Origin of the sequence: Geopseudomonas aromaticivorans, from assembly GCF_019097855.1 — a bacterium.
In the GTDB taxonomy this organism is placed as follows: domain Bacteria; phylum Pseudomonadota; class Gammaproteobacteria; order Pseudomonadales; family Pseudomonadaceae; genus Geopseudomonas; species Geopseudomonas aromaticivorans.
The window spans coordinates 122447-148509 of record NZ_JAHRGL010000057.1 but is presented as its reverse complement, the minus strand read 5'-3'; the positions used below and the strand labels follow the sequence as shown (position 1 = coordinate 148509).

Genomic DNA, 26063 nt, shown 5'->3' with positions numbered 1-26063 from the left:
GACGCACTTTGACTGACGACGGGATGGCGACGTGAACACTCCGGGTACTCTTTATGTGGTGGCCACGCCGATCGGCAATCTGGACGACATCAGTGCACGGGCGTTGCGCGTGCTGCGCGAGGTGAAGCTGATCGCTGCCGAGGACACCCGTCACAGTGCTCGTCTGCTGCAGCACTTCGGCATCGGTACGCCGCTGGTCGCCTGTCACGAGCACAACGAGCGCGAGCAGGGCTCGCGCCTGGTCCAGCGCCTGCTGGGCGGCGACGATCTGGCGCTGGTGTCGGATGCCGGCACACCGTTGATTTCCGACCCCGGCTATCACTTGGTGCGCAACGCGCGCGCGGCCGGCATTCGCGTGGTGCCGGTGCCCGGTGCCTGCGCGTTGATCGCCGGCCTGTCGGCCTCCGGGTTGCCGTCCGACCGCTTCGTCTTCGAGGGCTTTCTGCCTGCGCGCAGCACGGCACGCCGACAGCGGTTGCAGGCGGTGGCGCAGGAGCCGCGGACGTTGATCTTCTACGAGGCGCCGCACCGCGTGCTCGAATGTCTGGCCGACCTGCGCGAGCTGTTCGGTGCCGAGCGTCCGGCAGTCCTGGCGCGCGAGTTGAGCAAGACTTTCGAAACCATCAAGGGCGCGCCGCTCGGCGAGCTGCACGACTGGGTGGCGGCCGACAGCAACCAGCAGCGCGGCGAGTGCGTGCTGCTGGTCGAGGGTTGGCAGGAGCCGGTGGGCGAGGAGGCGCTGAGTGCCGAGGCGCTGCGCGTGCTCGACTTGCTGCTGGCGGAGCTGCCGCTCAAGCGGGCGGCGGCCGTGGCGGCGGAAATCACCGGAGTGCGCAAGAATCTGCTCTATCAGCAGGCGCTGTTGCGACAAAACGCCGAGGATTGAGCTTGTTATCCGCTGCCGCAGTGAGTACCCTGCGCGCCGGAGAGTCGGCTGGACAGTCGCCGCCCTGCTTGCAGGGGGGAGGAAAGTCCGGGCTCCATAGGGCAGAGTGCCAGGTAACGCCTGGGAGGCGCGAGCCTACGGAAAGTGCCACAGAAAATAACCGCCTAAGCGCGCAAGCGCCGGTAAGGGTGAAAAGGTGCGGTAAGAGCGCACCGCACGACTGGCAACAGTTCGTGGCTAGGTAAACCCCACTCGGAGCAAGACCAAATAGGGATCCATTGGCGTGGCCCGCGCTGGATCCGGGTAGGTTGCTTGAGGCCGTCAGTGATGGCGGTCCTAGAGGAATGACTGTCCTCGACAAAACCCGGCTTACAGGCCGGCTCTCCGCTTCCCCTCCCTTCTTTGTATAGTTAGTTCCCTCCGATTTTAATGTCGAAAAGTTATCGCTCTTAATAAAGAGCTTTAAGTTCGATGCGCTGCGCCTTGTCTCGTCTCGAATTTGTTTTTCGCATTGCCCTCTGTGTGTTCCTCGTCCGCCTGTCTTTTTCCTAAGTTGCGGTCCTGTAAGGGTTTTCCCGTCGGGAGCGCCTTGACTGGGTCGATGTGGCGTTTCTATAGTGTTCTACAGTGGGTAAAAGTGGGTAAAAGTGGATATTCCAGTCACAGAAGACTAACCACTACGGGGAAGTGCAGCCGTGTTTCGCGGAGCCAGTGCCATAACTCTTGACGCCAAGGGCCGTCTGACGATGCCGAGTCGGTATCGCGACGAGCTTATGGCGCGCTGTGCCGGCCAGCTCATTGTGACCATCGATGCGGTTGATTCCTGCCTGAGTGTTTATCCCCTGCCCGAATGGGAACTGATCGAGGCCAAGCTGCGCGAGCTGCCGTCCCTGCGTGAAGAGAACCGTCGCCTGCAGCGTCTGCTGATCGGCAATGCGGTGGATCTGGAGCTGGATGCGGCCGGGCGTTTTCTGGTGCCGCCGCGCCTGCGTGACCATGCCGGGCTGGACAGACGCGCGGTGCTGGTCGGCCAACTCAACAAGTTCCAGTTGTGGGACGAAAGCGGCTGGGATGCGCGCTGCGCGGCAGACCTCCAAGCCATCAAAGAACCCGGCGGCCTGCCGGACGAATTACGGAACCTGACGCTCTGACATGAATGCAGCCACTTTCAACCACGTGACCGTTCTGCTCCGCGAAGCCGTCGAGGCCCTCGCCGTGCGGGCGGGCGGCTGCTATCTGGATGGCACCTTCGGCCGTGGCGGCCACAGCCGCGAGATACTGGGCGAGCTGGGGGCGGAAGGGCGCCTGCTGGGCTTCGACAAGGATCCGCTGGCCATCGCCACCGGTCTCGAACTGGCCGCCGCGGACAGTCGCTTCCAGATCGTCCAGCGCAGCTTCGCCGAGCTCGGCGAGGAACTGGCCGCCCGTGGCCTGCAGGGCAAGGTCGACGGCGTTCTCCTCGATCTGGGCGTGTCTTCGCCGCAGCTGGACGATCCCGAGCGCGGCTTCAGCTTCATGAACGACGGCCCGCTGGATATGCGCATGAACCCGGATGCCGGCGTCAGCGCGGCCGAATGGATCGCCTCGGCCGCCGAAGAGGAAATCGCCCGGGTGTTCTACGAATATGGCGAAGAGCGTTTCTCCCGGCGCATGGCGCGGGCCATCGTGCAGCGTCGGGCCGAGCGGCCGTTCACCCGCACCGCCGATCTGGCCGAGGTGATCACCGTCGCCAACCCGGCCTGGGAGAAGGGCAAGAATCCCGCCACCCGTGCCTTCCAGGGGCTGCGCATCCATATCAACAACGAGCTGGGCGATCTCGAGCGTGGCCTCGAGGCGGCGCTGGAAGGCCTCGCCGTCGGCGGCCGACTGGTGGTGATCAGCTTCCACTCCCTGGAAGACCGCATCGTCAAGCAGTTCATGCGTCGTCAGGTCAAGGGCGAGGCCGACAACCTGCCACGCGGCCTGCCGGTTCAGGTGGCGAAGTTCGATCCTCGCCTGCGGCTGCTGGGCAAGCCGCAATACGCCTCGAGCGCTGAACTCAAGGCCAACCCGCGCGCGCGCAGCGCGGTGATGCGCGTGGCGGAGAAGCTGCGATGATCCGCCGCGCCCGCGACGGCATGCCCAGCGGCAGTCTGCTGATGCTGGTGCTGTTCGGCCTGGTGCTGGGCTCGTCCGTGGCGGTGTCGTGGAGCGCCCACTGGAATCGCAAGCTGCTCAACCAGCAGTACGCCGAGCTGAGCGTGCGCGACAAGGCGCAGGCCGAGTGGGGGCGGCTGATCCTCGAACAGAGCACCTGGACCGCGCACAGCCGGATCGAGACGCTGGCCAGCGAGCAGCTACAGATGCGCATCCCCGAGCCGGGTGAAGTGCGGATGGTGGCGCCATGATCAAGCTCGACGGTGCCCTCTACCCCTGGCGCTTCCGCCTGGTGATTGTGCTGCTGCTGGGAATGGTCGCGGTGATCAGCTGGCGCATCGTCGACCTGCACGTGTTCGATCATGACTTCCTCAAGGCCCATGGCGATGCCCGCAGCGTGCGGCACATTCCGATTCCCGCGCATCGCGGCCTGATCACTGACCGCAATGGTGAGCCACTGGCGGTCAGTACCCCGGTCACTACCGTGTGGGCCAACCCCAAAGAGCTGGCGGCGGCGCGCCAGCACTGGCCGGCCCTGGCTGTCGCCTTGGGGCAGGACCCGCAGGTGCTGAGCCAGAAGCTCGGCCAGAATGCCGAGCGCGAGTTCCTCTATCTGGCCCGCGGGCTCACTCCCGAACAGGGCGAGGCCGTGCTGGCGCTGAAGATTCCGGGGGTCTACAGCCTCGAGGAGTTCCGGCGCTTCTATCCGGCCGGCGAGGTCACCGCGCATCTGATCGGTTTCACCGACGTCGACGATCGCGGCCGCGAAGGCGTCGAGCTGGCCTTCGACCAGTGGTTGGCCGGCGTACCCGGCAGTCGCCAGGTGCTCAAGGACCGCCGCGGTCACCTGATCAAGGACGTCGGCGTGGCACGCAATGCCAAGCCTGGCAAGGCGCTGGCGCTGTCCATCGACCTGCGCCTGCAATATCTGGCCAGCCGCGAGCTGCGCAACGCCCTGGTGGAGAACAAGGCCAAGGCTGGCAGCCTGGTGATCCTCGACGTGCAGACCGGCGAAGTGCTGGCCATAGCCAATCAGCCTACCTACAACCCGAACAATCGCCGCAACCTGCAGCCGGCCGCGATGCGCAATCGCGCCATGATCGACGTTTTCGAGCCAGGCTCGACGGTGAAACCGATCTCGATGTTGGCGGCGCTGGAAAGTGGCCGCTGGAAGCCTAGCGATACCGTCGAGGTCTACCCACACAGCCTGCGCATCGGTCGCTTCACCATTCGCGACGTGTCCCGCGGCGGCGGCCCGGTGCTCGACCTGGCCGGTATCCTGATCCGCTCCAGCAACGTGGGCATCAGCAAGATTGCCTTCGACATCGGTGGCGAGTCGATCTATCGCGTCATGCAGCAGGTCGGCCTCGGTCAGGACACCGGCCTGGGCTTCCCGGGCGAGCAGGTCGGCAATCTGCCCAACCACCGCAAGTGGCCGCAGGCGGAAACCGCGACCCTCTCTTACGGCTACGGCCTGTCGGTGACGGCGATCCAGCTGGCGCATGCCTACGCCACGATCGCCAACAATGGCCGCCTCGTGCCGCTGAGTCTGGCACGGCTCGATCAGCCGGCGAACTCCACCCAGGTGGTTCCCGATGAGGTGGCCAGGACGGTGCAGGGCATGCTGCAGCAGGTCACCGAGGCCCCGGGCGGGGTCTACCGGGCCCAGGTGCCCGGCTATCACGTCGCCGGCAAGAGCGGTACCGCACGCAAGACCAGCGCGGGCAGCAAGGGTTACCAGCAGAATGCCTACCGCTCGCTGTTCGCCGGTTTCGCGCCGACCAACAACCCGCGCCTCGCCGCCGTCGTGGTGATCGACGAGCCGGGGGGCGAGGGTTACTACGGTGGCCTGGTTTCTGCCCCGGTATTCAGCAAGGTGATGGGCGGCGCCCTGCGCCTGATGAACATAGCTCCGGACAACCTGCCGCCGCTGCCAGAAGCGCAGCCGGCCGCCACGCTATCCGGCAATGGAGGACGCGGCTGATGCCGATGAGTCTGCTCAAGATGTTTCCCGAGGCGCGCCGTGACGCGCTGATTCGCGAGTTGAGCCTGGACAGCCGGACTTTGCGTCCGGGTGACCTGTTTCTCGCTGTTCCTGGCCACCACAGCGATGGCCGGGCCTATATCGGCGATGCCATCGCCCGCGGTGCGTCGGCGATCGCCTACGAGGTCGAAGGCGCGGAGGATGTGCCGCAGTCGGGCGCGGTGGTGATGGTTCCGGTCAAGGGCCTGGCAGCGCAGCTGTCGGCGATCGCCGGGCGTTTCTATGGCGATCCCAGCCACAATCTCGAGCTGGTCGGCGTCACCGGCACCAACGGCAAGACCAGCGTCAGCCAGCTGCTGGCCCAGGCGCTCGATCTGCTCGGCCAGCGCTGCGGCCTGATCGGCACCCTCGGCGTCGGTTTTCACGACAACCTGCAGTGCGGTCGTCACACCACTCCCGATCCGCTGGCGGTGCAGGCGCAACTGGCGCTGCTGAAGCAGGCTGGCGCCAAGGCGGTGGCGATGGAAGTGTCCTCCCACGGTCTGGACCAGGGCCGGGTCGAGGCGCTGGACTTCGACGTGGCGGTGTTCACCAATCTGTCGCGCGATCACCTCGACTACCACGGCGACATGCAGACCTATGGCGCGGCCAAGGCGCGCCTGTTCGCCTGGCCGGGCCTGTGCACCCGGGTGATCAACCTCGACGACCTGTTCGGTCGCGAGCTGGCCGCCCGCGAGGCGCCATCGCGGCTGATCAGCTACAGCCAGATCGATCCTGCGGCGACCCTGTACTGCACCGAAGCCGAATTCAGCGAGGAGGGCGTGCGTGCCCGCCTGATCACCGCCCAGGGCGACGGCCTGCTGGCCAGTCCGCTGCTCGGCCGCTTCAACCTGAGCAACCTGCTGGCCGTGGTCGGTGCGCTGATGGGCCTCAACCATCCGCTGGACGAGATCCTCCGCGTGTTGCCGCAGTTGCAGGGGCCGGTCGGGCGCATGCAGCGCCTCGGCGGCGGCAACCAGCCGCTGGTGGTGGTGGACTACGCCCACACCCCCGATGCCCTGGAAAAGGTCCTCGAGGCCCTGCGCCCGCATACCCGTGGCCGCCTGCTGTGCCTGTTCGGCTGCGGTGGCGATCGCGATCGCGGCAAGCGTCCGTTGATGGCGGCCGCCGTCGAGGGCCTGGCCGATGGCGTGTGGGTGACCGACGACAACCCGCGCAACGAACCGGCCGAGCAGATCGTCGCCGACATTCGCGCCGGTTTCCGCGAGCCCGCGCGGGTGACCTTCGTCGCCGGGCGCGGCGCGGCGATCCGGCAGTTGATCGCCAGTGCCGCCCCGGAGGACGTGATCCTGCTGGCCGGCAAGGGCCATGAGGACTACCAGGAAATCGCCGGGGTGCGTCAGCCCTTCTCCGATATCGAACAGGCCGCCAGTGCGCTGGCTGAGCGCGAGGTGCAGGATGCTTGAAGCCTGGATGCTGAGCAGTGTGCTGGGAGCACTGAAGGGAAAGCTGGTCGGGGCCGATGCCTTCTTCAATGGGGTGAGCATCGACAGCCGCTCGATCGAGCCCGGACAGCTGTTCGTCGCCCTCAGCGGCGAGCGCTTCGACGGCCACGACTATCTCGAGCAGGTGGCCAGCAAGAGTGCCGCCGCCGCGCTGGTGGAGCATGAGGTCGAGGAGGTCGAGCTGCCGCAATTGGTGGTGGCCGATACCCGCCTGGCGCTGGGTCAGCTGGGTGCGCTCAACCGCGCCGCCTTCCGCGGCCGGGTCGCGGCGGTCACCGGCTCCAGCGGCAAGACCACGGTCAAGGAGATGCTCGCCAGCATCCTGCGCGCCGACCATGGCGGCGATGCCGCGGCCGTGCTGGCCACCCGCGGCAATCTCAACAACGATCTGGGTGCGCCGCTGACCCTGCTCGAGCTGGCGCCGCAGCACCGCAGCGCGGTGATCGAGCTGGGCGCCTCGCACCTGGGCGAGATCGCCTACACCGTCGGCCTGACCCAGCCACAGGTGGCGGTGATCACCAACGCCGGCACCGCCCATGTCGGTGAGTTCGGCGGCCCGGAGAAGATCGTCGAGGCCAAGGGCGAGATTCTCGAGGGCCTGGCGGCCGACGGCGTGGCGGTGCTCAACCGCGACGATCCGGCCTTCGCCACCTGGCAACAGCGCGCCGCCGGTCGGCGGGTGCTGAGCTTCGCCCTGCACGCCGCTGCCGACTTCACCGCCCGCGAGCTGGTGCGCGATGCCCGCGGCTGCCCGGCCTTCACCCTGGCCGGCCCCGCTGGCGAGCAGCGTATCCAGCTCAACCTGTTGGGCGAGCACAACGTGAGCAACGCCCTGGCCGCCGCCGCCGCGGCCCATGCCCTCGGCGTGGGACTGGGGGCCATCCGTGCCGGGCTGGAAAGCCTGCAGCCGGTCAAGGGCCGTACCGTGGCGCAGCTGGCGCCCTCTGGAATGCGGGTTATCGACGACAGTTACAACGCCAATCCCGCGTCAATCAAGGCGGCGATTGATATACTGGCCGGCTTTTCCGGACGCACCGTCCTGGTGCTCGGCGACATGGGCGAACTGGGTGCGTGGGCCGAGGCGGGCCACCGCGAGGTGGGCGCCTATGCCCGCGGCAAGGTCGCGGCCCTGTATGCCGTCGGCGCGCAGATGGCCCATGCCGTCCATGCCTTCGGTGCCGGGGCACGGCATTTTGCCGATCAGGCTGAACTGATTGCCGCGCTGACTGCCGAACAGTCTCCGGAAACCACCCTGTTGATCAAAGGCTCGCGCAGCGCAGCGATGGAAAACGTCGTCGCTGCGTTCTGTGCCTGTGCTGGAGGACATTAAATGCTGCTGCTGTTGGCCGAGTATCTGCAACAGTTCTACAAGGGCTTCGCGGTCTTTCAGTACCTGACCCTGCGTGGAATCCTCGGCGTGCTCACTGCTCTGACCCTGTCCCTGTGGCTGGGGCCGTGGATGATCCGCACCCTGCGCAGCCGTCAGATCGGCCAGTCGGTGCGCGACGACGGCCCGCAATCGCACCTGTCGAAGAAGGGCACGCCGACCATGGGCGGCGCGCTGATCCTTTCCGCCATCGGCATCAGTACCCTGCTGTGGGCCGACCTGAGCAACCGCTATGTCTGGGTGGTGCTGGCGGTGACCCTGCTGTTCGGCGCCGTCGGCTGGGTCGATGACTACCGCAAGGTGATCGAGAAGAACTCGCGCGGCCTGCCGAGCCGCTGGAAATACTTCTGGCAGTCGGTGTTCGGTCTCGGCGCGGCGGTGTTCCTCTACGCGACCGCCACCACGCCGGTGGAAACCACCCTGATCCTGCCGCTGCTGAAGACCATCGAGATCCCTCTGGGGATCTTCTTCGTGGTGCTGACCTACTTCGTCATCGTCGGCTCGAGCAACGCGGTGAACCTCACCGACGGCCTCGACGGTCTGGCGATCATGCCGACGGTACTGGTTGGCGGCGCCCTGGGCATCTTCTGCTACCTGTCGGGCAACGCCAAGTTCGCCGAATACCTGCTGATTCCCTACGTGCCGGGCTCCGGCGAGCTGATCGTGTTCTGCGGCGCGCTGATCGGCGCCGGGCTGGGCTTCCTGTGGTTCAACACCTACCCGGCCCAGGTGTTCATGGGCGACGTCGGTGCGCTGGCCCTCGGCGCGGCGCTGGGCACCATCGCGGTGATCGTGCGCCAGGAAGTGGTGCTGTTCATCATGGGCGGGGTGTTCGTCATGGAAACCCTGTCGGTGGTGATCCAGGTCGCCTCGTTCAAGCTCACCGGCCGGCGCGTGTTCCGCATGGCGCCGATCCACCACCATTTCGAACTCAAGGGCTGGCCCGAGCCGCGAGTGATCGTGCGCTTCTGGATCATCACCGTGATCCTGGTGCTGATCGGCCTGTCCACCCTGAAGCTGAGGTAACCCGGATGACGCTGATCGCTTCCGACCAGTTCCGCATCGTTGTCGGCCTCGGCAAGAGCGGGATGTCGCTGGTGCGCTTCCTCGCCCGGCAGGGCGTGCCCTTTGCCGTCGCCGACACGCGCATGAGTCCGCCGGAGCTGGCTACCCTGCAGGCCGAGTATCCCCAGGTGGAGGTGCGCTGCGGCGCCCTGGACGTGGAGTTCCTCTGCCGCGCCAGCGAACTGTACGTCAGTCCCGGCCTGCCGTTGGCCACGCAGGCGCTGCAGGCGGCGGCCGCGCGCGGGGTCAAGCTGTCCGGCGACATCGACCTGTTCGTGCGCCATGCCAAGGCGCCGCTGGTCGCCATCACCGGCTCCAACGCCAAGAGTACCGTGACTACCCTGGTCGGCGAGATGGCCGCGGCGGCCGGCAAGAAGGTGGCGGTCGGTGGCAACCTCGGCACGCCGGCGCTGGATCTGCTGGCCGACGACGTCGAGCTGTACGTACTCGAGCTGTCCAGCTTCCAGCTGGAAAGCACCGAGCGGGTCAACGCCGAAGTGGCCACCTGCCTGAATGTCAGCGACGACCACATGGACCGCTACAGCGGCCTGCAGACCTATCACCTGGCCAAGCACCGCATCTTCCGCGGCGCGCGCCAGGTGGTGGTAAATCGCCAGGACCCGCTGTCGCGGCCGCTGATCGCCGATCAGGTGCCGTGCTGGAGCTTTGGTCTGGACAAGCCGGACTTCAAGTCGTTCGGCATCCTCGAGGACGGCGGCGAGAAGTACCTGGCCTTCCAGTTCGCCAAGCTGATGCCGGTGCGCGAGCTGAAGATCCGCGGTGCGCACAACCAGACCAACGCCCTGGCGGCGCTGGCGCTCGGCCATGCCGTCGGCTTGCCGCTGGCACCGATGCTGGACACCCTGCGCCGCTTCACCGGCCTGGCGCACCGTTGCCAGTGGGTGCGCGAGCGGGGCGGTGTGACCTACTACGACGACTCCAAGGCGACCAACGTCGGCGCCGCGCTGGCGGCCATCGACGGCCTGGGGGCGGAAATCGCCGGCAAGCTGCTGCTGATCGCCGGCGGCGACGGCAAGGGCGCCGACTTCGCACCGCTGCGCGCCAGCGTGGCCAGGCACTGCCGCACCGTGGTGCTGCTGGGGCGCGATGCCGAGCTGATCGCTGCCGCGCTCAAGGACTCGGCTGGGCGGGACGTGGTGCCACTGCTGCGCGTGGCGACCCTCGACGAGGCCGTGCAGCGCTGCGCCGAGCTGGCCGAGGCGGGCGATGCCGTGCTGCTGTCGCCGGCCTGCGCCAGCCTCGACATGTTCAAGAACTTCGAAGAGCGTGGCCGCCTGTTCGCCCAGGCCGTAGAGGAGCTGCCCTGATGTTCTCGCTGCTGCGCCTGTCGCCCTCACCGCTATTGAGCCGCCGCGGCGTCGATCTGGACTTCCCGTTGCTGGCGGGTTGTCTGGCGCTGCTCGGTCTCGGTTTCGTGATGGTGTCCTCGGCCTCGTCCGAGGTGGCCGCAGCGCAGTCGGGCAATTCGCTGTACTACATGATCCGCCACCTGATCTATCTGGCCATCGGCTTTGCTGCCGGTGGCCTGATCCTGCTGGTGCCGGTAGCCAGCTGGCAGAAGAACGGCGGCAAGCTGCTGATCGCCGCCTTCATCCTGCTGGTGCTGGTGCTGGTGCCGGGCATTGGTCGCGAGGTCAACGGTGCGCGGCGCTGGATCGGGTTCGGCATCTTCAACATCCAGCCGTCGGAGCTGGCCAAGCTGTTCACCGCGATCTATCTGGGCGGCTATCTGGTCCGTCGGCAGGCCGACGTGCGTTCGTCCTGGAAAGGCTTGTTCATGCCGCTGATCGTGCTCGGCCTGATGGCCGGCCTGCTGCTCTCCGAGCCGGACTTCGGCGCCACCGTGGTGCTGGTCGGCGCGGGCATCGTCATGCTGTTCCTCGGCGGCGTCAGCCTGTGGCGCTTCCTGCCGATGGTGGTCGGGGTGCTGATCATCGGCGGCGTGGTGATGACCAGCCAGGCCTACCGCCTCAAGCGCCTGACCAACTTCATCGACCCCTGGGCCGACCAGTTCGGTGCCGGCTACCAGCTGAGCCAGGCACTGATCGCCTTCGGCCGCGGCGAGTGGCTGGGGGTGGGGCTGGGCAACAGCGTGCAGAAGCAGTTCTACCTGCCCGAGGCGCACACCGACTTCGTGTTCGCCGTGCTGGCCGAGGAGCTGGGCATGGTCGGCGCGCTGCTGACGGTGCTGCTGTTCGTGGTGGTGACCCTGCGCTCGCTGCATATCGGTCTGTGCGCCGAGAGGGAGCAGCAGTATTTCTCCGCCTATGTGGCCTATGGCGTGGCGATTCAGTGGATCGGCCAGTTCCTGATCAACATCGGCGTGAACGTCGGCCTGTTGCCGACCAAGGGCCTGACCCTGCCATTCCTCAGTTATGGCGGCAGTTCGCTGGTGCTCTGCTGCGTCAGCCTGGCCCTGCTGCTGCGCATCGACTGGGAGCGGCGCAACCTGCTGGGAAATGCCGAGATGGAGTTTACCGAAGAGGATTTTGCCGAGGAGGAGCCGCGCCATGCCCGGTAACGTATTGATCATGGCTGGCGGCACCGGTGGCCATGTGTTCCCGGCGCTGGCCTGTGCCCGCGAGTTCCAGTCCCGTGGTTATAGCGTGCACTGGCTGGGTACGCCGCGTGGCATCGAGAACGAGCTGGTGCCGCAGGCCGGACTGCCGCTGCACCGTATCGAGATCAGCGGCCTGCGCGGCAAGGGTTTGCTGTCGCTGTTCAAGGCGCCGCTGCAGATCGCCAAGGCCCTGTGGCAGGCACGCAAGGTGCTGCGCGAGCTGCAGCCGGTGTGCGTGCTCGGCATGGGCGGCTTCGTCACCGGCCCCGGCGGCATCGCCGCGCGCCTGGCTGGCGTGCCGCTGATCATCCACGAGCAGAACGCCGTGGCCGGCACCGCCAACCGTGGCCTGGCCCCGTTCGCCAGCCGGGTCTGCGAGGCCTTCCCGGAGACCTTCGCGGCCAGCGCCAAGCGGCGCACCACCGGCAATCCGGTGCGTGAGGAACTGTTTCTCGCCACGCCGCGTCAAACCCTGGCCCGCCGTCAGGCCCGCCTGCTGGTGCTGGGCGGCAGTCTGGGCGCCGAGCCGCTGAACAAGCTGTTGCCGGCGGCGCTGGCGCAGGTGTCCGGCGAGCTGCGTCCGCAGGTCTACCACCAGGCTGGCAAGCAGCACGCCGAGGTGACCGCCGAGCGCTATCGCGCGGCCGCGGTCGATGCCGAGGTGGTGCCGTTCATCAAGGACATGGCCCGCGCCTACGCCTGGGCCGATCTGGTGATCTGTCGCGCTGGCGCGCTGACCGTCAGCGAACTGGCTGCCGCCGGCCTGCCGTCGCTGCTGGTGCCGCTGCCCCATGCGATCGACGACCACCAGACCCGCAATGCCGAATATCTGGCGAAGGCCGGCGCTGCCGTGCTTCTGCCGCAACATGCGACTGATGCGGCTGGTCTGGCCGCGCAGCTGACCGAGGTCCTGATGCACAGTGAAAAACTCGTGGCCATGGGTGCCACCGCCCGCCGCCTGGCCAAGCCCGACGCCACCCGCGTGGTGGTGGACATTTGCCTGGAGGTGGCCCATGGCTGAAGCGCCCCTCAACACTTCGGCGGAAATGCGCCGCATGCGCCGCATCCGCCGCATCCATTTCGTCGGCATCGGCGGGGTGGGCATGTGCGGCATCGCCGAGGTGCTGCTCAATCTCGGCTACCAGGTGTCCGGTTCCGATCTCAAGGCTTCGCCGGTGACCGAGCGCCTGGCCAGCTTCGGCGCGCAGATCTTCATCGGTCACCGTGCCGAGAACGCCGAGCAGGCCGACGTGCTGGTGGTGTCCAGCGCGATCAATCCGGCCAACCCTGAGGTCGCCAACGCGCTCGACCGGCGCATCCCGGTGGTGCCGCGCGCCGAGATGCTCGCCGAGCTGATGCGCTACCGCCACGGCATCGCGGTGGCCGGCACCCATGGCAAGACCACCACCACCAGCCTGCTCGCCTCGGTGTTCGCCGCCGCCGGTCTGGATCCGACCTTCGTCATTGGCGGTCGGCTGAATGCCGCCGGCACCAACGCCCAGCTTGGCGCCAGTCGCTACCTGATCGCCGAGGCCGACGAGAGCGACGCCAGCTTCCTGCACCTGCAGCCGATGGTCTCGGTGGTCACCAACATCGACGCCGACCACATGAGCACCTACGGCGGCGACTTCAACAAGCTGAAGAAGACCTTCGTCGAGTTCCTGCACAACCTGCCGTTCTACGGCCTGGCGGTGCTCTGCGTCGACGATCCGGTGGTGCGTGAAGTGCTCCCGCAGGTGGCTCGGCCGATCCTGACCTACGGCTTCGACGAGGGTGCCGACCTGCGCGCGATCGACGTGCGCCAGGAAGGCATGCGCACCTTCTTCACCGTGCTGCGCAAGGACCGTGAGCCGCTCGAGGTGTCGGTGAACATGCCGGGCAACCACAACGTGCTCAATGCGCTGGCCACCATCGCCATCGCCACCGACGAGGGCATCGACGATGCGGCCATCGTCGCCGGCCTGTCCGGCTTCCAGGGGGTCGGCCGGCGCTTCCAGGTCTACGGCGAACTGCCGGTCGAGGGTGGCAGCGTGATGCTGGTCGACGACTACGGCCACCATCCGCGCGAAGTGGCCGCGGTGATCAAGGCGGTGCGCGGTGGCTGGCCGGAGCGGCGTCTGGTGATGGTCTATCAGCCACACCGCTACAGCCGCACCCGCGACCTGTATGACGATTTCGTGCAAGTGCTTGGCGAGGCCAACGTGTTGTTGCTGCTGGAGGTCTACCCGGCCGGCGAGGAGCCGGTTCCCGGCGCCGACAGCCGCCAGCTTTGCCACAGCATCCGCCAGCGCGGCGTGCTCGATCCCATCTATGTCGAGCGTGGCACCGATCTGGCGCCGCTGCTCAAGCCGCTGCTGCGTGCCGGCGACATCCTGCTCTGCCAGGGGGCCGGCGACATCGGCAGCGTCGCGCCGCAATTGATCAAACACCCGTTGTTCGAGCTGCAAGGTGAGTCGAAATGAGTCTGCAAGCCAACCTGGATCCCGCGATCTTCGGCCGCGTCGCTGTGCTGTTCGGCGGCAAGAGCGCCGAGCGTGAGGTGTCGCTGAAGTCCGGGCAGGCCGTGCTGGCGGCGCTGCAGGGCGCCGGTGTGGATGCCTTCGGCATCGAGGTCGGCGACGACCTGCTGCAGCGTCTGGCCGGCGAGAAGATCGATCGTGCGTTCATCGTCCTGCATGGCCGCGGCGGTGAAGACGGCAGCATGCAGGGCCTGCTCGAGTGCCTGGGTATTCCCTACACCGGCAGCGGCGTGCTGGCCTCGGCACTGGCGATGGACAAGCTGCGCACCAAGCAGGTGTGGCAGAGCCTCGGCTTGCCGACCCCGCGCCATGCGGTGCTGGCCTCGGCCGCCGACTGCGAGCAGGCCGCCGCCGAGCTGGGCTTCCCGCTGATCGTCAAGCCGGCCCACGAGGGGTCGAGCATCGGTATGGCGCGGGTGGAGAGCCTCGAGCAGCTGCTTGCTGCCTGGCAGGACGCGCGGCGCTACGACCCGCAGGTGCTGGTCGAGCAGTGGATCAGCGGACCGGAATTCACCGTCGCCATGCTGCGCGGCGAGGTGCTGCCGCCGATCCGCCTGGGCACCACCCACAGCTTCTACGACTACGAGGCCAAGTACCTGGCCAACGATACCCGCTACCAGATCCCCTGCGGTCTGGACGCGGACAAGGAAGGCGAACTCAAGGCGCTCACCGCACGCGCCTGCGAAGCGGTCGGGGTCCGCGGCTGGGCCCGGGCCGACGTGATGCAGGATGCCGGTGGGCAATTCTGGCTGTTGGAGATCAACACCGTCCCCGGGATGACCGACCACAGCCTCGTACCGATGGCCGCGCGTGCTGCCGGCCGGGACTTCCAGCAACTGGTGCTGGAAGTGCTGGCCGACAGTCTCGAGGCAAGGAGCTGATCCCATGATCGCGCTGCTGCGTCACCAGCGTCCGGCCCCCGTGGGGCCGCTGCGCAAGCCGGTTCCCCGCGGGGCCAGCCGTCTGGTGGTGCGCGAACCTCTGCGCAAGCGCCTGCCGCGGCCATCGCTGAGTGGTCTCAAGCGTCTCGCCGCGCCGCTGCTGTTGCTCGGCCTGGGCTTCGGCGCCTACGAACTGGGGCAGCGTCTGTTGCCCTACGCCGACCAGCCGATCGCCCACGTCAACGTGCAGGGCGACCTGCAGTATGTCAGCCGCGCGGCAGTGGCGGCCAAGGTGGCGCCGTTCATCCACGCCAGCTTCTTCAATGTCGATCTGGCGTCGATGCGCAGCGAGCTGGAGCAGATGCCGTGGATCGCCGAGGCCGAGGTGCGCCGGGTCTGGCCGGATCAGGTGCTGATCCGTCTGGAGGAGCAGCTGCCGGTGGCGCGCTGGGGCGACGAGGCGCTGCTGAACAATCAGGGGCAGGCCTTCGCGGCCGGCGAGGCTGGCGGCTACGCTCATTTGCCGCAGCTGTGGGGCCCGCAGCGCGCGCAGCAGCAGATCATGCAGCAGTACCAGATGCTCAGCCAGCTGCTGCGCCCCCTGGAGTTCACCGTGGCGCGGCTGGAGCTGCGCGACCGTGGCAGCTGGTTTCTCACCACCGGGCAGGGGCTGGAGCTGCTGCTCGGGCGGGATCATGTAGTGGAAAAATTACGCCGTTTCGTCAGCGTCTACGAAAAGGCCTTGAAAGAACACAATACGAACATCGCGCGCGTCGACCTGCGCTACCCCAACGGCCTGGCCGTGGCGTGGCGCGAGCCACCGCCCGCGCCGGCTCCCGGTGCAACCGGGAACCCGCAGTGACTTGAGGAGATAACTGGGATCATGGCAAACGCGCAAAGCGGCAAGATGATCGTTGGCCTGGATGTCGGCACCTCCAAGGTGGTGGCGCTGGTCGGCGAAGTGGCGAGCGATGGCCAACTGGAAATCGTTGGCATCGGTACCCATCCCTCGCGGGGCCTGAAGAAGGGCGTGGTGGTCAATATCGAGTCCACCGTGCAGGCCATCCAGCACGCCATCGACGAGGCACAGCAGATGGCCGGCTGCCGGATCCACTCGGCGTTCGTCGGCGTGGCCGGCAGTCATATCCGCAGCCTGAACTCGCACGGCATCGTGGCCATCCGGGACCGCGAGGTCAGTCAGGCCGATATCGAGCGGGTGCTGGACGCCGCCCAGGCGGTGGCCATTCCGGCCGATCAGCGGGTGCTGCACACCCTGGCCCAGGATTACGTGATCGACAACCAGGAAGGCGTGCGCGAGCCGCTGGGGATGTCCGGCGTGCGCCTGGAAGCCAAGGTGCACGTGGTCACCTGCGCAGTGAACGCGGCGCAGAACATCGAGAAGTGCGTGCGCCGCTGCGGCCTCGAGGTGGACGACATCATCCTTGAGCAGCTGGCGTCTTCCAGCTCGGTGCTGACCGATGACGAGAAGGAGCTGGGCGTGTGCCTGGTGGATATCGGCGGCGGCACTACCGATATCGCCATCTTCACCGAAGGTGCGATTCGTCACAGTGCAGTCATCCCGATCGCCGGCGACCAGGTCACCAACGACATCGCCATGGCCCTGCGCACGCCGACTCAGTATGCTGAGGAAATCAAGATTCGCTATGCCTGCGCCCTGGCCAAGCTGGCCGGCGCCGGGCAGACCATCAAGGTGCCGAGTGTCGGCGACCGCCCGCCGCGCGAGCTGTCGCGCCAGGCGCTGGCGGAGGTGGTCGAGCCGCGCTACGAGGAGCTGTTCTGCCTGGTGCAGGGCGAGCTGCGCCGCAGTGGTTTCGAGGACCTGATCCCGGCCGGGATCGTGCTCACCGGTGGCACCGCGAAGATGGAAGGTGCGGTCGAGCTGGCCGAGGAAATTTTTCACATGCCGGTACGTCTGGGCCTGCCGCAGGGCGTCAGGGGTCTGGACGATGTCGTGCGCAACCCCGCCTACGCGACGGGGGTCGGATTGTTGCTGTATGGCCTGCGCAAGCAGGGCTCGGCAACCTTCGCCAGCGGTGTTGTCGAAGATAGCAAGCCGCCCATGTTCGAGCGCTTCAAGCGCTGGGTACAGGGCAGTTTTTGAGTTAAAAAGCGCCGCTGGCGGCAAAGCTGTAAAGAACAGGGGAAAGGAGAGGGAATATGTTCGAATTAGCGGATAACGTCCAATCGAGCGCAGTCATCAAGGTCATCGGTGTCGGCGGTGGCGGCGGCAACGCGGTCAACCACATGCTGCGCAGCAACATCGAAGACATCGATTTCATCTGTGCCAACACCGACGCCCAGGCCTTGAAGAAGGTCGAGGCCAAGACGGTCCTCCAGCTCGGCCAGGGCATCACCAAGGGCTTGGGTGCCGGGACCAATCCGGAAGTCGGTCGTCAGGCTGCGCTGGAGGATCGCGAGCGCATCGCCGAGATCCTCCAGGGCGCCAACATGGTGTTCATCACCACCGGCATGGGTGGCGGCACCGGTACCGGCGCCGCGCCGATCATCGCCGAGGTGGCCAAGGAAATGGGCATCCTCACCGTGGCCGTGGTCACCCGACCGTTCCCCTTCGAGGGCCGTCGCCGCATGCAGATCGCCGACGAGGGTATCCGCGCCCTGTCCGAGCATGTCGACTCGCTGATCACCATTCCCAACGAGAAGCTGCTGACCATCCTCGGCAAGGATGCCAGCCTGCTGTCCGCCTTCGCCAAGGCCGACGACGTGCTGGCCGGCGCCGTGCGCGGCATCTCCGACATCATGCAGCGTCCCGGCCTGATGAACGTCGACTTTGCCGACGTGCGTACCGTAATGAGCGAGATGGGCATGGCGATGATGGGCACCGGCCACGCCAGCGGCCCGAACCGCGCCCGCGAGGCCACCGAGGCGGCGATCCGCAACCCGCTGCTGGAGGACATCAACCTGCAGGGGGCCCGCGGTATCCTGGTCAACATCACCGCCGGTCTCGACCTGTCGCTGGGTGAGTACACCGAAGTCGGCAGCATCATCGAGCAGTTCACTTCCGACCATGCCACCGTCAAGATCGGTGCGGTCATCGATCCGGAAATGCGCGATGAGCTGCATGTCACCGTGGTCGCCACCGGTCTCGGTGCGCGCATGGAGAAGCCGGCCAAGGTGGTCGACAACGGCGTGCAGGCTGCTCCGTCCGTCGCCCCGTCGATGCCGCAGCAAAGTGCGGCGGTCAACTATCGGGACCTCGATCGTCCGACCGTGATGCGCAGCAACCCGAGCGCCGGTGGCGCCGCCCCGGCGGTCAAGCTCAATACCCAGGAGGATCTGGACTATCTGGATATCCCGGCCTTCCTGCGGCGCCAGGCTGATTGACTCGCTATATCAGGGGTATTGACGTGATTGGTTTTCAGCAAAGGCGGGCTCTGCTATTATCCCCGCCTACTGAGAACAGTTCACAACTTGTGCAGATACGGCCAAAGCCATGATCAAACAACGCACTTTGAAGAACATCATCCGGGCCACTGGCGTCGGTTTGCATTCGGGGGAGAAGGTCTACCTCACCCTGAAGCCGGCTCCTGTGGATACCGGGATCGTGTTCTGCCGCACCGATCTCGATCCGGTGGTGGAAATTCCGGCCCGGGCCGAGAACGTCGGTGATACCACCCTGTCGACCACGCTGGTCAAGGGTGATGTCAAGGTGGATACCGTTGAGCACCTGCTGTCGGCCATGGCTGGCCTGGGTATCGATAACGCCTTCATCGAGCTGTCGGCACCGGAAGTGCCGATCATGGATGGCAGCGCGGGTCCCTTCGTGTTCCTGATCCAGTCCGCGGGTCTGCAGGAGCAGGAAGCTGCGAAGAAGTTCATCCGCATCAAGCGCGAAGTGACCGTGCATGAGGGCGAGAAGAGCGCCACTTTCCTGCCGTTCGACGGCTTCAAGGTGAGCTTCGAGATCGACTTCGATCATCCGGTGTTCCGCGGTCGCACCCAGCATGCCTGCGTCGATTTCTCCAGCACCTCGTTCGTCAAGGAAGTCAGCCGCGCGCGCACCTTCGGTTTCATGCGCGACATCGAGTTCCTGCGCGCGCAGAACCTGGCGCTCGGCGGCAGCGTCGACAACGCCATCGTGGTCGACGAGTTCCGCGTGCTCAACGAAGACGGCCTGCGCTACGAGGACGAGTTCGTCAAGCACAAGATCCTGGACGCCATCGGCGACCTGTACCTGCTCGGCACCAGCCTGATCGGCGAATTCCGCGGCAACAAGTCCGGTCACGCCCTGAACAACCGCCTCCTGCGCACCCTGATCGCCGAGAAGGATGCCTGGGAAGTGGTGACTTTCGCAGACGCCAGCACCGCGCCCATTTCCTACATGCGCCCGGCCGCGGCGGTCTGAAGCAAGACTCTCCCTTTCTCTTGAGGCCACCCCTGGGGTGGCCTTTTTTTTGTCCGCGGTTTTTGCGCGGGTCAGTCGGAGGGGCGAGTGTGACTGGCCAGGCGCTCGAGGGCAGCGCGCAGGCGCGGGTCGTCGATGCCGCTGGCGGCCGTGCGCAGGGTGTCGGCGGCGCTGGCGGAGAGGGTCGGATTTCGACCGGTGGCATGCCTTTCGGCGGTTGTCGGTTGAACCTTGAACAGGATGTTCGCTAAGTTCGCGAACTCCTTGAAGTTCCGTAGCTGGCGTAGCAGACGTTTCTGCTGATAGCGCAGGTGGGTGGCCCACTGGCCGTCGGTGACGATCAGCAGCAGGCTGTCGTCGCGGAAGGCGGCGACCCGGCAGTGCGGTCGTGCGGCCGGTTGCAGCTGGCTTTCCAGCAGTTGCTGCAGATGGCCGAGGCGCAGCGCTTCGCCAAACAGATGCTTGAGTGTTTTCGTTCCGCGCAGCAGGGTGGCGGGCGCGCGGGCCGGCAGGGGACGAAAAGTCATGGCAGGACGCCTAGAGAAAAAACCGAGCGGCCATCTTAGCAAACGGCTGCGCTGATTCCTTGAGCGGGATGCGCCATGCATATCATCTTCATGAGTCGCCGCCACGGCGCGGCACGTTCGCTGACTCTCGCCCCCCGTCAGGGGCTGGCGCTGGCCGCACTACTGCTCGGCTGCACGCTGGCCGCCGGTGTCGCACTGGGTTCCTGGGTGAGACCCCAGCCCTTGCCGATGGTTCCCGCCGAGTCGGTCGGCGCCGCGAGCGGGATCCTCCCACAGGAACTGGCGGAGGCCCGCGCCGCGGCCCAGCGGCAGCTGGACGCCCTGGGCGTGCATCTGGCCGAGCTGCAGGCGCGCATGACCCGCCTCGACGCCTTGGGTGAGCGCCTGGCCGAGCTGAGCGAGCTGGGCGGCGGTGAGTTCGATTTCTCCCAGCCGGTCGGGCAGGGCGGTCCGGACGAGTTGCTGGATGCCGAGCCCTTCAGCGGCAACGAGGTGCTCGGCAGTCTCGATGCCCTGGCGGCGCGCCTCGACAATCGTGAGCAGCAGCTGGAGGTGATGGAGCAGGTGCTCGCCGGGCGCCGGCTGGATGACTCGCGGCTGATTGCCGGACGGCCGGTGGCCAGCGGTTACCAGTCCTCGGAGTTCGGCCGCCGCCGCGATCCGTTCCACGGCGGTGCGCGCATGCACAAAGGCGTGGACTTCGCCGCCCGGCGCGGCACCGAGATTGTCGCAGTGGCTGCCGGCGTGGTCACCTGGGCCGGGCGCAAGTCCGGCTACGGCTGGGTCGTCGAAGTCAGTCATGCCGACGGCTATGTCACCCTGTACGGGCACAACCAGCGCAACCTGGTGCAGGTCGGCGAGCTGGTGCAGCGCGGCCAGACCATTGCCCTGGTCGGCAGCAGCGGACGATCCACCGGCCCGCACGTGCATTTCGAGGTGCAAAAAGACGGCCTGCAGATCGATCCCGCCACTTATATCGCGCGTGCTGCCAGTGATGAGTGAGGCGTCTTTTCTCGCCGCCGTTTCCGAGTAGAATGCCCCCTTCGCTGCCGTAGTGACGGCACTGGGCACTCCCCGGGAGTGCCCTCCATTTCCACAGATGGAAGACCCTCCCGATATGTTTGCGCCTTTGTTGAGAAAACTCTTTGGAAGCAAGAACGAGCGTGAAGTCAAGCGCATGGCCAAGGCTGTCCAGGCGGTCAACGTCCTGGAAGAGCAGATGGTCGCGCTGTCCGACGAGCAGCTCAAAGCCAAGACTGAAGAGTTCAAGGCGCGTCTGACTCGGGGCGAGACCCTCGACAAACTGCTGCCGGAAGCCTTCGCCGTGGCTCGCGAGGCCGGCAAGCGGGTGATGGGCATGCGTCACTTCGACGTGCAGCTGATCGGCGGCATGACCCTGCACGAGGGCAAGATCGCCGAGATGCGTACCGGCGAAGGCAAAACCCTGGTGGGCACCCTGGCGGTGTACCTCAACGCCCTCGAAGGCAAGGGCGTGCACGTGGTCACGGTCAACGATTACCTCGCTCGCCGCGACGGTAACTGGATGCGCCCGCTGTACGAATTCCTCGGTCTGACGGTGGGCATCGTCAGCCCGTTCCAGGATCCGGACGAGAAGCGCGCGGCCTACGCCGCCGACATCACCTACGGCACCAACAACGAATTCGGCTTCGACTACCTGCGTGACAACATGGCCTTCAGCCTGGAGGACAAGTTCCAGCGCGAGCTGAACTTCGCCGTGGTCGACGAGGTGGACTCGATCCTCATCGACGAGGCGCGTACTCCGCTGATCATCTCCGGGCCGGCCGAGGACAGCTCGCGCCTGTACACCCAGATGAACCAGCTGATTCCCCAACTCAAGCGTCATGTCGAGACGGAAGAGGGTGTGGTCGAGCAGGAGGGCCACTACAGCATCGACGAGAAGGCCCGCCAGGTCGAAATAAACGAGCAGGGCCACCAGTTCATCGAGGACATGCTGACCCAGAGTGGTTTGCTCGGTGAGGGCGAGAGCCTCTATGCGCCGCACAACATCAGCCTGCTGACCCATGTGTATGCGGCACTGCGCGCGCATACCCTGTTCCACCGCGACGTCGAATACATCGTGCAGAACAACCAGGTGGTGCTGATCGACGAGCACACCGGCCGCACCATGCAGGGCCGTCGTCTGTCCGAGGGTCTGCACCAGGCCATCGAGGCGAAGGAGGGCGTACAGATCCAGGCCGAGAGCCAGACCCTGGCTTCGACCACCTTCCAGAACTACTTCCGCCTGTACAACAAGCTGGCCGGCATGACCGGCACCGCCGATACCGAGGCCTTCGAGTTCCGCCAGATCTACGGCCTCGACGTGGTGGTGATCCCGACCCACCGGCCGATTGCGCGCAAGGACTTCAACGACCTGGTCTATCTGACCCAGGCGGAGAAGTACGCGGCGATCATCGAGGACGTCAAGGCCTGCCAGGCCCAGGGCCGCCCAGCGCTGGTCGGTACCGCCTCGGTCGAGGGTTCCGAATACCTGTCGCAGCTGCTGGTGCAGGCCGGTATCGAGCACAAGGTGCTCAATGCCAAGTACCACGACAAGGAAGCCGAGATCATCGCCCAGGCCGGCCGTCCCGGCGCGGTGACCATCGCTACCAACATGGCCGGTCGCGGCACCGACATCCTGCTCGGCGGCAACTGGGAAGTGGAAGTCGCGGCGCTGGAGAATCCTACCGACGAGCAGATCGCCCAGATCAAGGCCGAGTGGCAGAAGCGCCACCAGCAGGTGATCGAGGCCGGCGGCCTGCACGTGATCGCTTCCGAGCGCCACGAGTCGCGGCGCATCGACAACCAGCTGCGCGGCCGTGCCGGTCGCCAGGGCGATCCGGGTTCGAGCCGCTTCTACCTGTCGCTGGAAGACAACCTAATGCGCATCTTCGCCTCCGACCGGGTGAAGAACTTCATGAAGGCCCTCGGCATGCAGGCCGGCGAGGCTATCGAGCACCGCATGGTGACCAACGCCATCGAGAAGGCGCAGCGCAAGGTCGAGGGTCGCAACTTCGACATCCGCAAGCAGCTGCTCGAGTTCGACGACGTGGCCAACGAGCAGCGCAAGGTGATCTACCACATGCGCAACAGCCTGCTGGCCGCCGACGATCTGGGCGAGACCATCGCCGAATTCCGCGCCGAAGTGCTGGCGCGGGCCATCGATGCGCACATCCCGCCGCAGTCGCTGCCCGAGCAGTGGGACGTCGCCGGGCTGGAGGCCGCGTTGCAGAGCGACTTCGGTATCAAGCTGCCGGTGCAGCAGTGGCTCGACGAGGACGACAAGCTCTACGAGGAAACCCTGCGCGAGCGCATCCTCGCCGAGCTGGTCAAAGCCTATGCCGAGAAGGAAGAGCTGGCCGGTGCCGAGGCGCTGCGCACCTTCGAGAAGCAGATCCTCCTGCGCGTGCTCGACGACCTGTGGAAGGATCACCTGTCGACCATGGACCACCTGCGCCACGGCATTCACCTGCGCGGTTACGCGCAGAAGAATCCGAAGCAGGAGTACAAGCGCGAGTCGTTCGCGCTGTTCCGCGAGCTTCTGGACAACATCAAGCGCGACGCCATCCGCGTGCTGTCCTACGTGCAGGTCCGCCAGGAAGATCCGGCGGAAGAAGAGGAGCGCCTGCGCCGCGAGGCCGAGGCGCTGGCTTCGCGCATGCAGTTCCAGCACGATGCCGCGCCGGCGTTGGACCAGCCGCTGGAGGCTGAAGAGTTCGAGGCCGAGCCCGGCCAGGCGGCGACCGTCACCGCGCTGCGCCAGGAGCCGAAGGTCGGTCGCAACGAGCCCTGCCCGTGCGGTTCCGGCAAGAAGTACAAGCACTGCCACGGTCAGGTAAGCTGATCGTCGGCTAGCTTGAACGCGCCGCGACCGGCCCAGCCGCTCGCGGCGTTTTCCATATTGACCCCATCATTTTCGCGTCTTGCGCACCTCAAGGAGTTTCCCATGGCTGTCGGTCTTGGCCCCCTGCCCACCCTGCATCCGGTCCCCGGCTTCGAACTTGGCATCGCTTCGGCCGGCATCAAGCGTGTCGGGCGCAAGGACGTGGTGGTGATGCGCTGCGCCGAGGGTTCGACCATCGCCGGCGTGACCACCACCAACGCCTTCTGCGCCGCGCCGGTGCTGATCACCCGCGAGCGCCTGGCGGGCGAGGTTCGCTATCTGCTGACCAACACCGGCAACGCCAACGCCGGTACCGGCCCGGACGGTCTGGTCCGCGCTCGCCGCGCCTGTGCCAGGCTCGCCGAGCTGGCCGGCGTGGCCGAGAGCGCCGTGCTGCCGTTCTCCACCGGGGTGATCGGCGAACCGCTGCCGGTGGAGAAGATCGAGGGCGCCCTGCAGGCCGCGCTGACCGACCTCAAGGTCGACAACTGGGCGCTGGCTGCCGAGGGCATCATGACCACCGACACCCTGCCCAAGGGTGCCAGCCGGCAGTTCCAGCACGACGGCGTGACCGTCACCGTCACTGGCATCAGCAAGGGTGCCGGGATGATCCGCCCGAACATGGCGACCATGCTCGGCTACATCGCCACCGACGCCAAGGTTGCCCGCGACGTACTGCAGGATCTGGTTCGCGACGCCGCCAACAAGTCGTTCAACCGCATCACCATCGACGGCGACACCTCGACCAACGACTGCTGCATGCTGATCGCCACCGGCCAGGCCGCCCTGCCGGAGATCACCGAGAAGGCCGGCGAGCTGTACGCCAAGCTCAAGCAGGCGGTGTTCGAGGTGTTCATGGAGGTGGCCCAGGCCATCGTCCGCGACGGCGAGGGTGCGACCAAGTTCGTCACCGTGCAGGTCAACGGCGGCGGCAATGCCCAGGAGTGCCTGGACGTGGCCTACGCCGTGGCCCACTCGCCGTTGATCAAGACCGCGCTGTTCGCCTCCGACCCCAACTGGGGGCGCATCCTCGCCGCAGTCGGCTATGCCGGCGTGCCGCAGCTGGACGTCAGCCTGATCGACGTGTTCCTCGGCGACGTGTGCATCGCCAGCCAGGGCGGGCGTGCCGCCAGCTACACCGAGGAGCAGGGCGCGGCAGTCATGGCCCAGGCCGAGATCGGTATTCGCATCGAGCTGGGCCGTGGTGCGTTCAGCGAGACCATCTGGACCACCGACCTGTCCCACGAGTACGTGCGCATCAACGCCGAGTACCGTTCCTGACGTAATGACGGTCTGCGGCAGGCAGGCTGAGCCTTGCCTGCCGCGGGCCGCTCTGTGGAGTCCGAATCGATGAAACGACTGCACGTAGCCGCGGCGGTGATCCGCGGCGCCGATGGCCGGGTGCTGATCGCCCGGCGTCCCGAGCACAAGCACCAGGGCGGGCTGTGGGAGTTTCCCGGCGGCAAGGTCGAGGCCGGCGAGGCGGTGGAAAGCGCGCTGGCGCGTGAGCTGCATGAGGAGTTGGGCATTCGCGTGACGGCCTCCCGGCCGCTGATTCAGGTGCGCCACGACTATGCCGACCTCGCCGTGCTGCTTGACGTCCACGAGGTGAGCGCCTTCAGTGGCGAGCCCCATGGCGCCGAAGGCCAGCCGCTGGCTTGGGTGGCGCCGCGCGAGCTGCCGCACTACGAGTTTCCTGAGGCCAACCGGCCGATCGTCGCCGCGGCGCGGTTGCCGGCGCAGTACCTGATCACCCCCGACAACCTCGAGCCTGCCGAGCTGTTGCGCGGCATCCGCCAGGCGCTGGCCGATGGCGCCCGTCTGCTGCAGCTGCGTGCGCCGAACATGTACAGCGCCGAATACCGCGACCTGGCGGTGGACATCCAGGGCCTGTGCGCCGGCAAGGCGCAGCTGATGCTCAAGGGGCCGCTGGAGTGGCTGGGCGACTTTCCTGCCGCCGGCTGGCATCTGACCGCCGCGCAACTGCGCAAGTACGCGGCCAACGGCCGACCGTTCCCGGCCGAGCGCTGGCTGGCGGCTTCCTGCCACAGCGCCGAGGAGCTGGCGCTGGCGGCGCAGATGGGCGTGGACTTCGTCACCCTGTCACCGCTGCAGGCCACCCAGACCCATGCCGAGGCAGCGCCGCTGGGCTGGGACGCGGCCGCCGAGCTGATCCGCGGCTTCAATCAGCCGGTGTACCTGCTGGGCGGCGTGGGGCCGGCCGAGCAGGCGCAGGCCTGGCAGGTCGGCGCCCAGGGCGTGGCCGGGATTCGAGCGTTCTGGCCGGCCTGAAGCGCGTGCCCGCGC

22 protein-coding genes and 1 other RNA gene are annotated in these 26063 nt (G+C 66.7%); 22 read left to right on the top strand and 1 reads right to left on the bottom strand.

What is annotated here, in order from left to right; all coding sequences use genetic code 11:
- Positions 1–31: 31 nt before the first annotated feature.
- The 18 genes from rsmI to lpxC all read left to right on the top strand — a co-directional run bounded on the left by rsmI (position 32) and on the right by lpxC (position 19328).
- The gene (gene rsmI, locus KRX52_RS16650; RefSeq protein WP_217682852.1) at positions 32–886 is read left to right on the top strand and encodes a 16S rRNA (cytidine(1402)-2'-O)-methyltransferase; all 855 of its coding nucleotides are present in this window, start codon (positions 32–34) and stop codon (positions 884–886) included.
- 40 nt (positions 887–926) lie between these two features.
- Positions 927–1274: RNase P RNA component class A (gene rnpB / locus KRX52_RS16645), an RNA gene on the top strand.
- Between the two features lie 307 nt (positions 1275–1581).
- The gene (mraZ, locus tag KRX52_RS16640) at positions 1582–2037 is read left to right on the top strand and encodes a division/cell wall cluster transcriptional repressor MraZ (protein WP_217682851.1); all 456 of its coding nucleotides are present in this window, start codon (positions 1582–1584) and stop codon (positions 2035–2037) included.
- Between the two features lies 1 nt (position 2038).
- Positions 2039–2983, top strand: a complete 945-nt coding sequence (rsmH, locus tag KRX52_RS16635; protein WP_217682850.1) for a 16S rRNA (cytosine(1402)-N(4))-methyltransferase RsmH — start codon at positions 2039–2041, stop codon at positions 2981–2983.
- Positions 2980–3273 (top strand): cell division protein FtsL, encoded by a 294-nt coding sequence (ftsL, locus tag KRX52_RS16630; protein WP_217682849.1) that lies wholly within the window; start codon positions 2980–2982, stop codon positions 3271–3273. Before rsmH ends, ftsL begins: the two co-directional genes overlap by 4 nt.
- Complete coding sequence (locus KRX52_RS16625; protein ID WP_217682963.1) at positions 3273–5006, top strand: peptidoglycan D,D-transpeptidase FtsI family protein; 1734 nt, start codon at positions 3273–3275, stop codon at positions 5004–5006. Before ftsL ends, KRX52_RS16625 begins: the two co-directional genes overlap by 1 nt.
- On the top strand, positions 5006–6472 hold the full coding sequence (locus KRX52_RS16620; protein WP_217682848.1) for a UDP-N-acetylmuramoyl-L-alanyl-D-glutamate--2,6-diaminopimelate ligase: 1467 nt from the start codon (positions 5006–5008) through the stop codon (positions 6470–6472). The genes KRX52_RS16625 and KRX52_RS16620 overlap by 1 nt, the downstream gene beginning before the upstream one ends.
- Positions 6465–7841 (top strand): UDP-N-acetylmuramoyl-tripeptide--D-alanyl-D-alanine ligase, encoded by a 1377-nt coding sequence (locus tag KRX52_RS16615; RefSeq protein WP_217682847.1) that lies wholly within the window; start codon positions 6465–6467, stop codon positions 7839–7841. Before KRX52_RS16620 ends, KRX52_RS16615 begins: the two co-directional genes overlap by 8 nt.
- Positions 7842–8924: a phospho-N-acetylmuramoyl-pentapeptide-transferase gene (mraY, locus tag KRX52_RS16610; protein WP_217682846.1), complete on the top strand. Its 1083-nt coding sequence runs from the start codon at positions 7842–7844 to the stop codon at positions 8922–8924.
- A 5-nt stretch (positions 8925–8929) separates the two neighbouring features.
- Positions 8930–10291 (top strand): UDP-N-acetylmuramoyl-L-alanine--D-glutamate ligase, encoded by a 1362-nt coding sequence (murD, locus tag KRX52_RS16605; protein WP_217682845.1) that lies wholly within the window; start codon positions 8930–8932, stop codon positions 10289–10291.
- On the top strand, positions 10291–11505 hold the full coding sequence (gene ftsW / locus KRX52_RS16600; RefSeq protein ID WP_217682844.1) for a putative lipid II flippase FtsW: 1215 nt from the start codon (positions 10291–10293) through the stop codon (positions 11503–11505). The genes murD and ftsW overlap by 1 nt, the downstream gene beginning before the upstream one ends.
- On the top strand, positions 11495–12565 hold the full coding sequence (gene murG, locus KRX52_RS16595; RefSeq protein WP_217682843.1) for an undecaprenyldiphospho-muramoylpentapeptide beta-N-acetylglucosaminyltransferase: 1071 nt from the start codon (positions 11495–11497) through the stop codon (positions 12563–12565). Before ftsW ends, murG begins: the two co-directional genes overlap by 11 nt.
- Positions 12558–14006, top strand: a complete 1449-nt coding sequence (murC, locus tag KRX52_RS16590; protein WP_217682842.1) for a UDP-N-acetylmuramate--L-alanine ligase — start codon at positions 12558–12560, stop codon at positions 14004–14006. Before murG ends, murC begins: the two co-directional genes overlap by 8 nt.
- Positions 14003–14944: a D-alanine--D-alanine ligase gene (locus KRX52_RS16585; protein ID WP_217682841.1), complete on the top strand. Its 942-nt coding sequence runs from the start codon at positions 14003–14005 to the stop codon at positions 14942–14944. The genes murC and KRX52_RS16585 overlap by 4 nt, the downstream gene beginning before the upstream one ends.
- Positions 14945–14948: 4 nt before the next feature.
- Positions 14949–15806, top strand: a complete 858-nt coding sequence (locus tag KRX52_RS16580; protein WP_217682840.1) for a cell division protein FtsQ/DivIB — start codon at positions 14949–14951, stop codon at positions 15804–15806.
- A gap of 21 nt (positions 15807–15827) precedes the next feature.
- A complete protein-coding gene (ftsA, locus tag KRX52_RS16575) occupies positions 15828–17066 on the top strand; it encodes a cell division protein FtsA (protein WP_217682839.1) in 1239 nt (412 codons plus the stop codon).
- 56 nt (positions 17067–17122) lie between these two features.
- Entirely contained in the window at positions 17123–18307 is a 1185-nt protein-coding gene (ftsZ, locus tag KRX52_RS16570) for a cell division protein FtsZ (protein WP_217682838.1), read from the top strand.
- 109 nt (positions 18308–18416) lie between these two features.
- On the top strand, positions 18417–19328 hold the full coding sequence (gene lpxC, locus KRX52_RS16565) for a UDP-3-O-acyl-N-acetylglucosamine deacetylase (protein WP_217682837.1): 912 nt from the start codon (positions 18417–18419) through the stop codon (positions 19326–19328).
- Positions 19329–19399: 71 nt separating this feature from the next.
- On the opposite strand, the gene KRX52_RS16560 is transcribed toward lpxC, so the two are convergent.
- Positions 19400–19855, bottom strand: coding sequence for a DUF721 domain-containing protein (locus tag KRX52_RS16560; protein ID WP_217682836.1), 456 nt, complete (start codon positions 19853–19855; stop codon positions 19400–19402).
- Between the two features lie 75 nt (positions 19856–19930).
- On the opposite strand from KRX52_RS16560, the gene KRX52_RS16555 reads away from it, so the two are divergent.
- From KRX52_RS16555 to KRX52_RS16540, 4 genes are all read left to right on the top strand, one after another.
- Positions 19931–20857, top strand: a complete 927-nt coding sequence (locus KRX52_RS16555) for a M23 family metallopeptidase (RefSeq protein WP_217682835.1) — start codon at positions 19931–19933, stop codon at positions 20855–20857.
- Positions 20858–20972: 115 nt separating this feature from the next.
- Positions 20973–23717 carry a preprotein translocase subunit SecA gene (secA, locus tag KRX52_RS16550; RefSeq protein WP_217682834.1) on the top strand — a complete coding sequence of 915 codons (2745 nt, stop codon included), beginning with the start codon at positions 20973–20975 and terminating at the stop codon, positions 23715–23717.
- Positions 23718–23819: 102 nt separating this feature from the next.
- Complete coding sequence (gene argJ, locus KRX52_RS16545; protein ID WP_217682833.1) at positions 23820–25037, top strand: bifunctional glutamate N-acetyltransferase/amino-acid acetyltransferase ArgJ; 1218 nt, start codon at positions 23820–23822, stop codon at positions 25035–25037.
- Between the two features lie 69 nt (positions 25038–25106).
- The gene (locus KRX52_RS16540; RefSeq protein WP_217682832.1) at positions 25107–26048 is read left to right on the top strand and encodes a Nudix family hydrolase; all 942 of its coding nucleotides are present in this window, start codon (positions 25107–25109) and stop codon (positions 26046–26048) included.
- Positions 26049–26063: the final 15 nt, after the last annotated feature.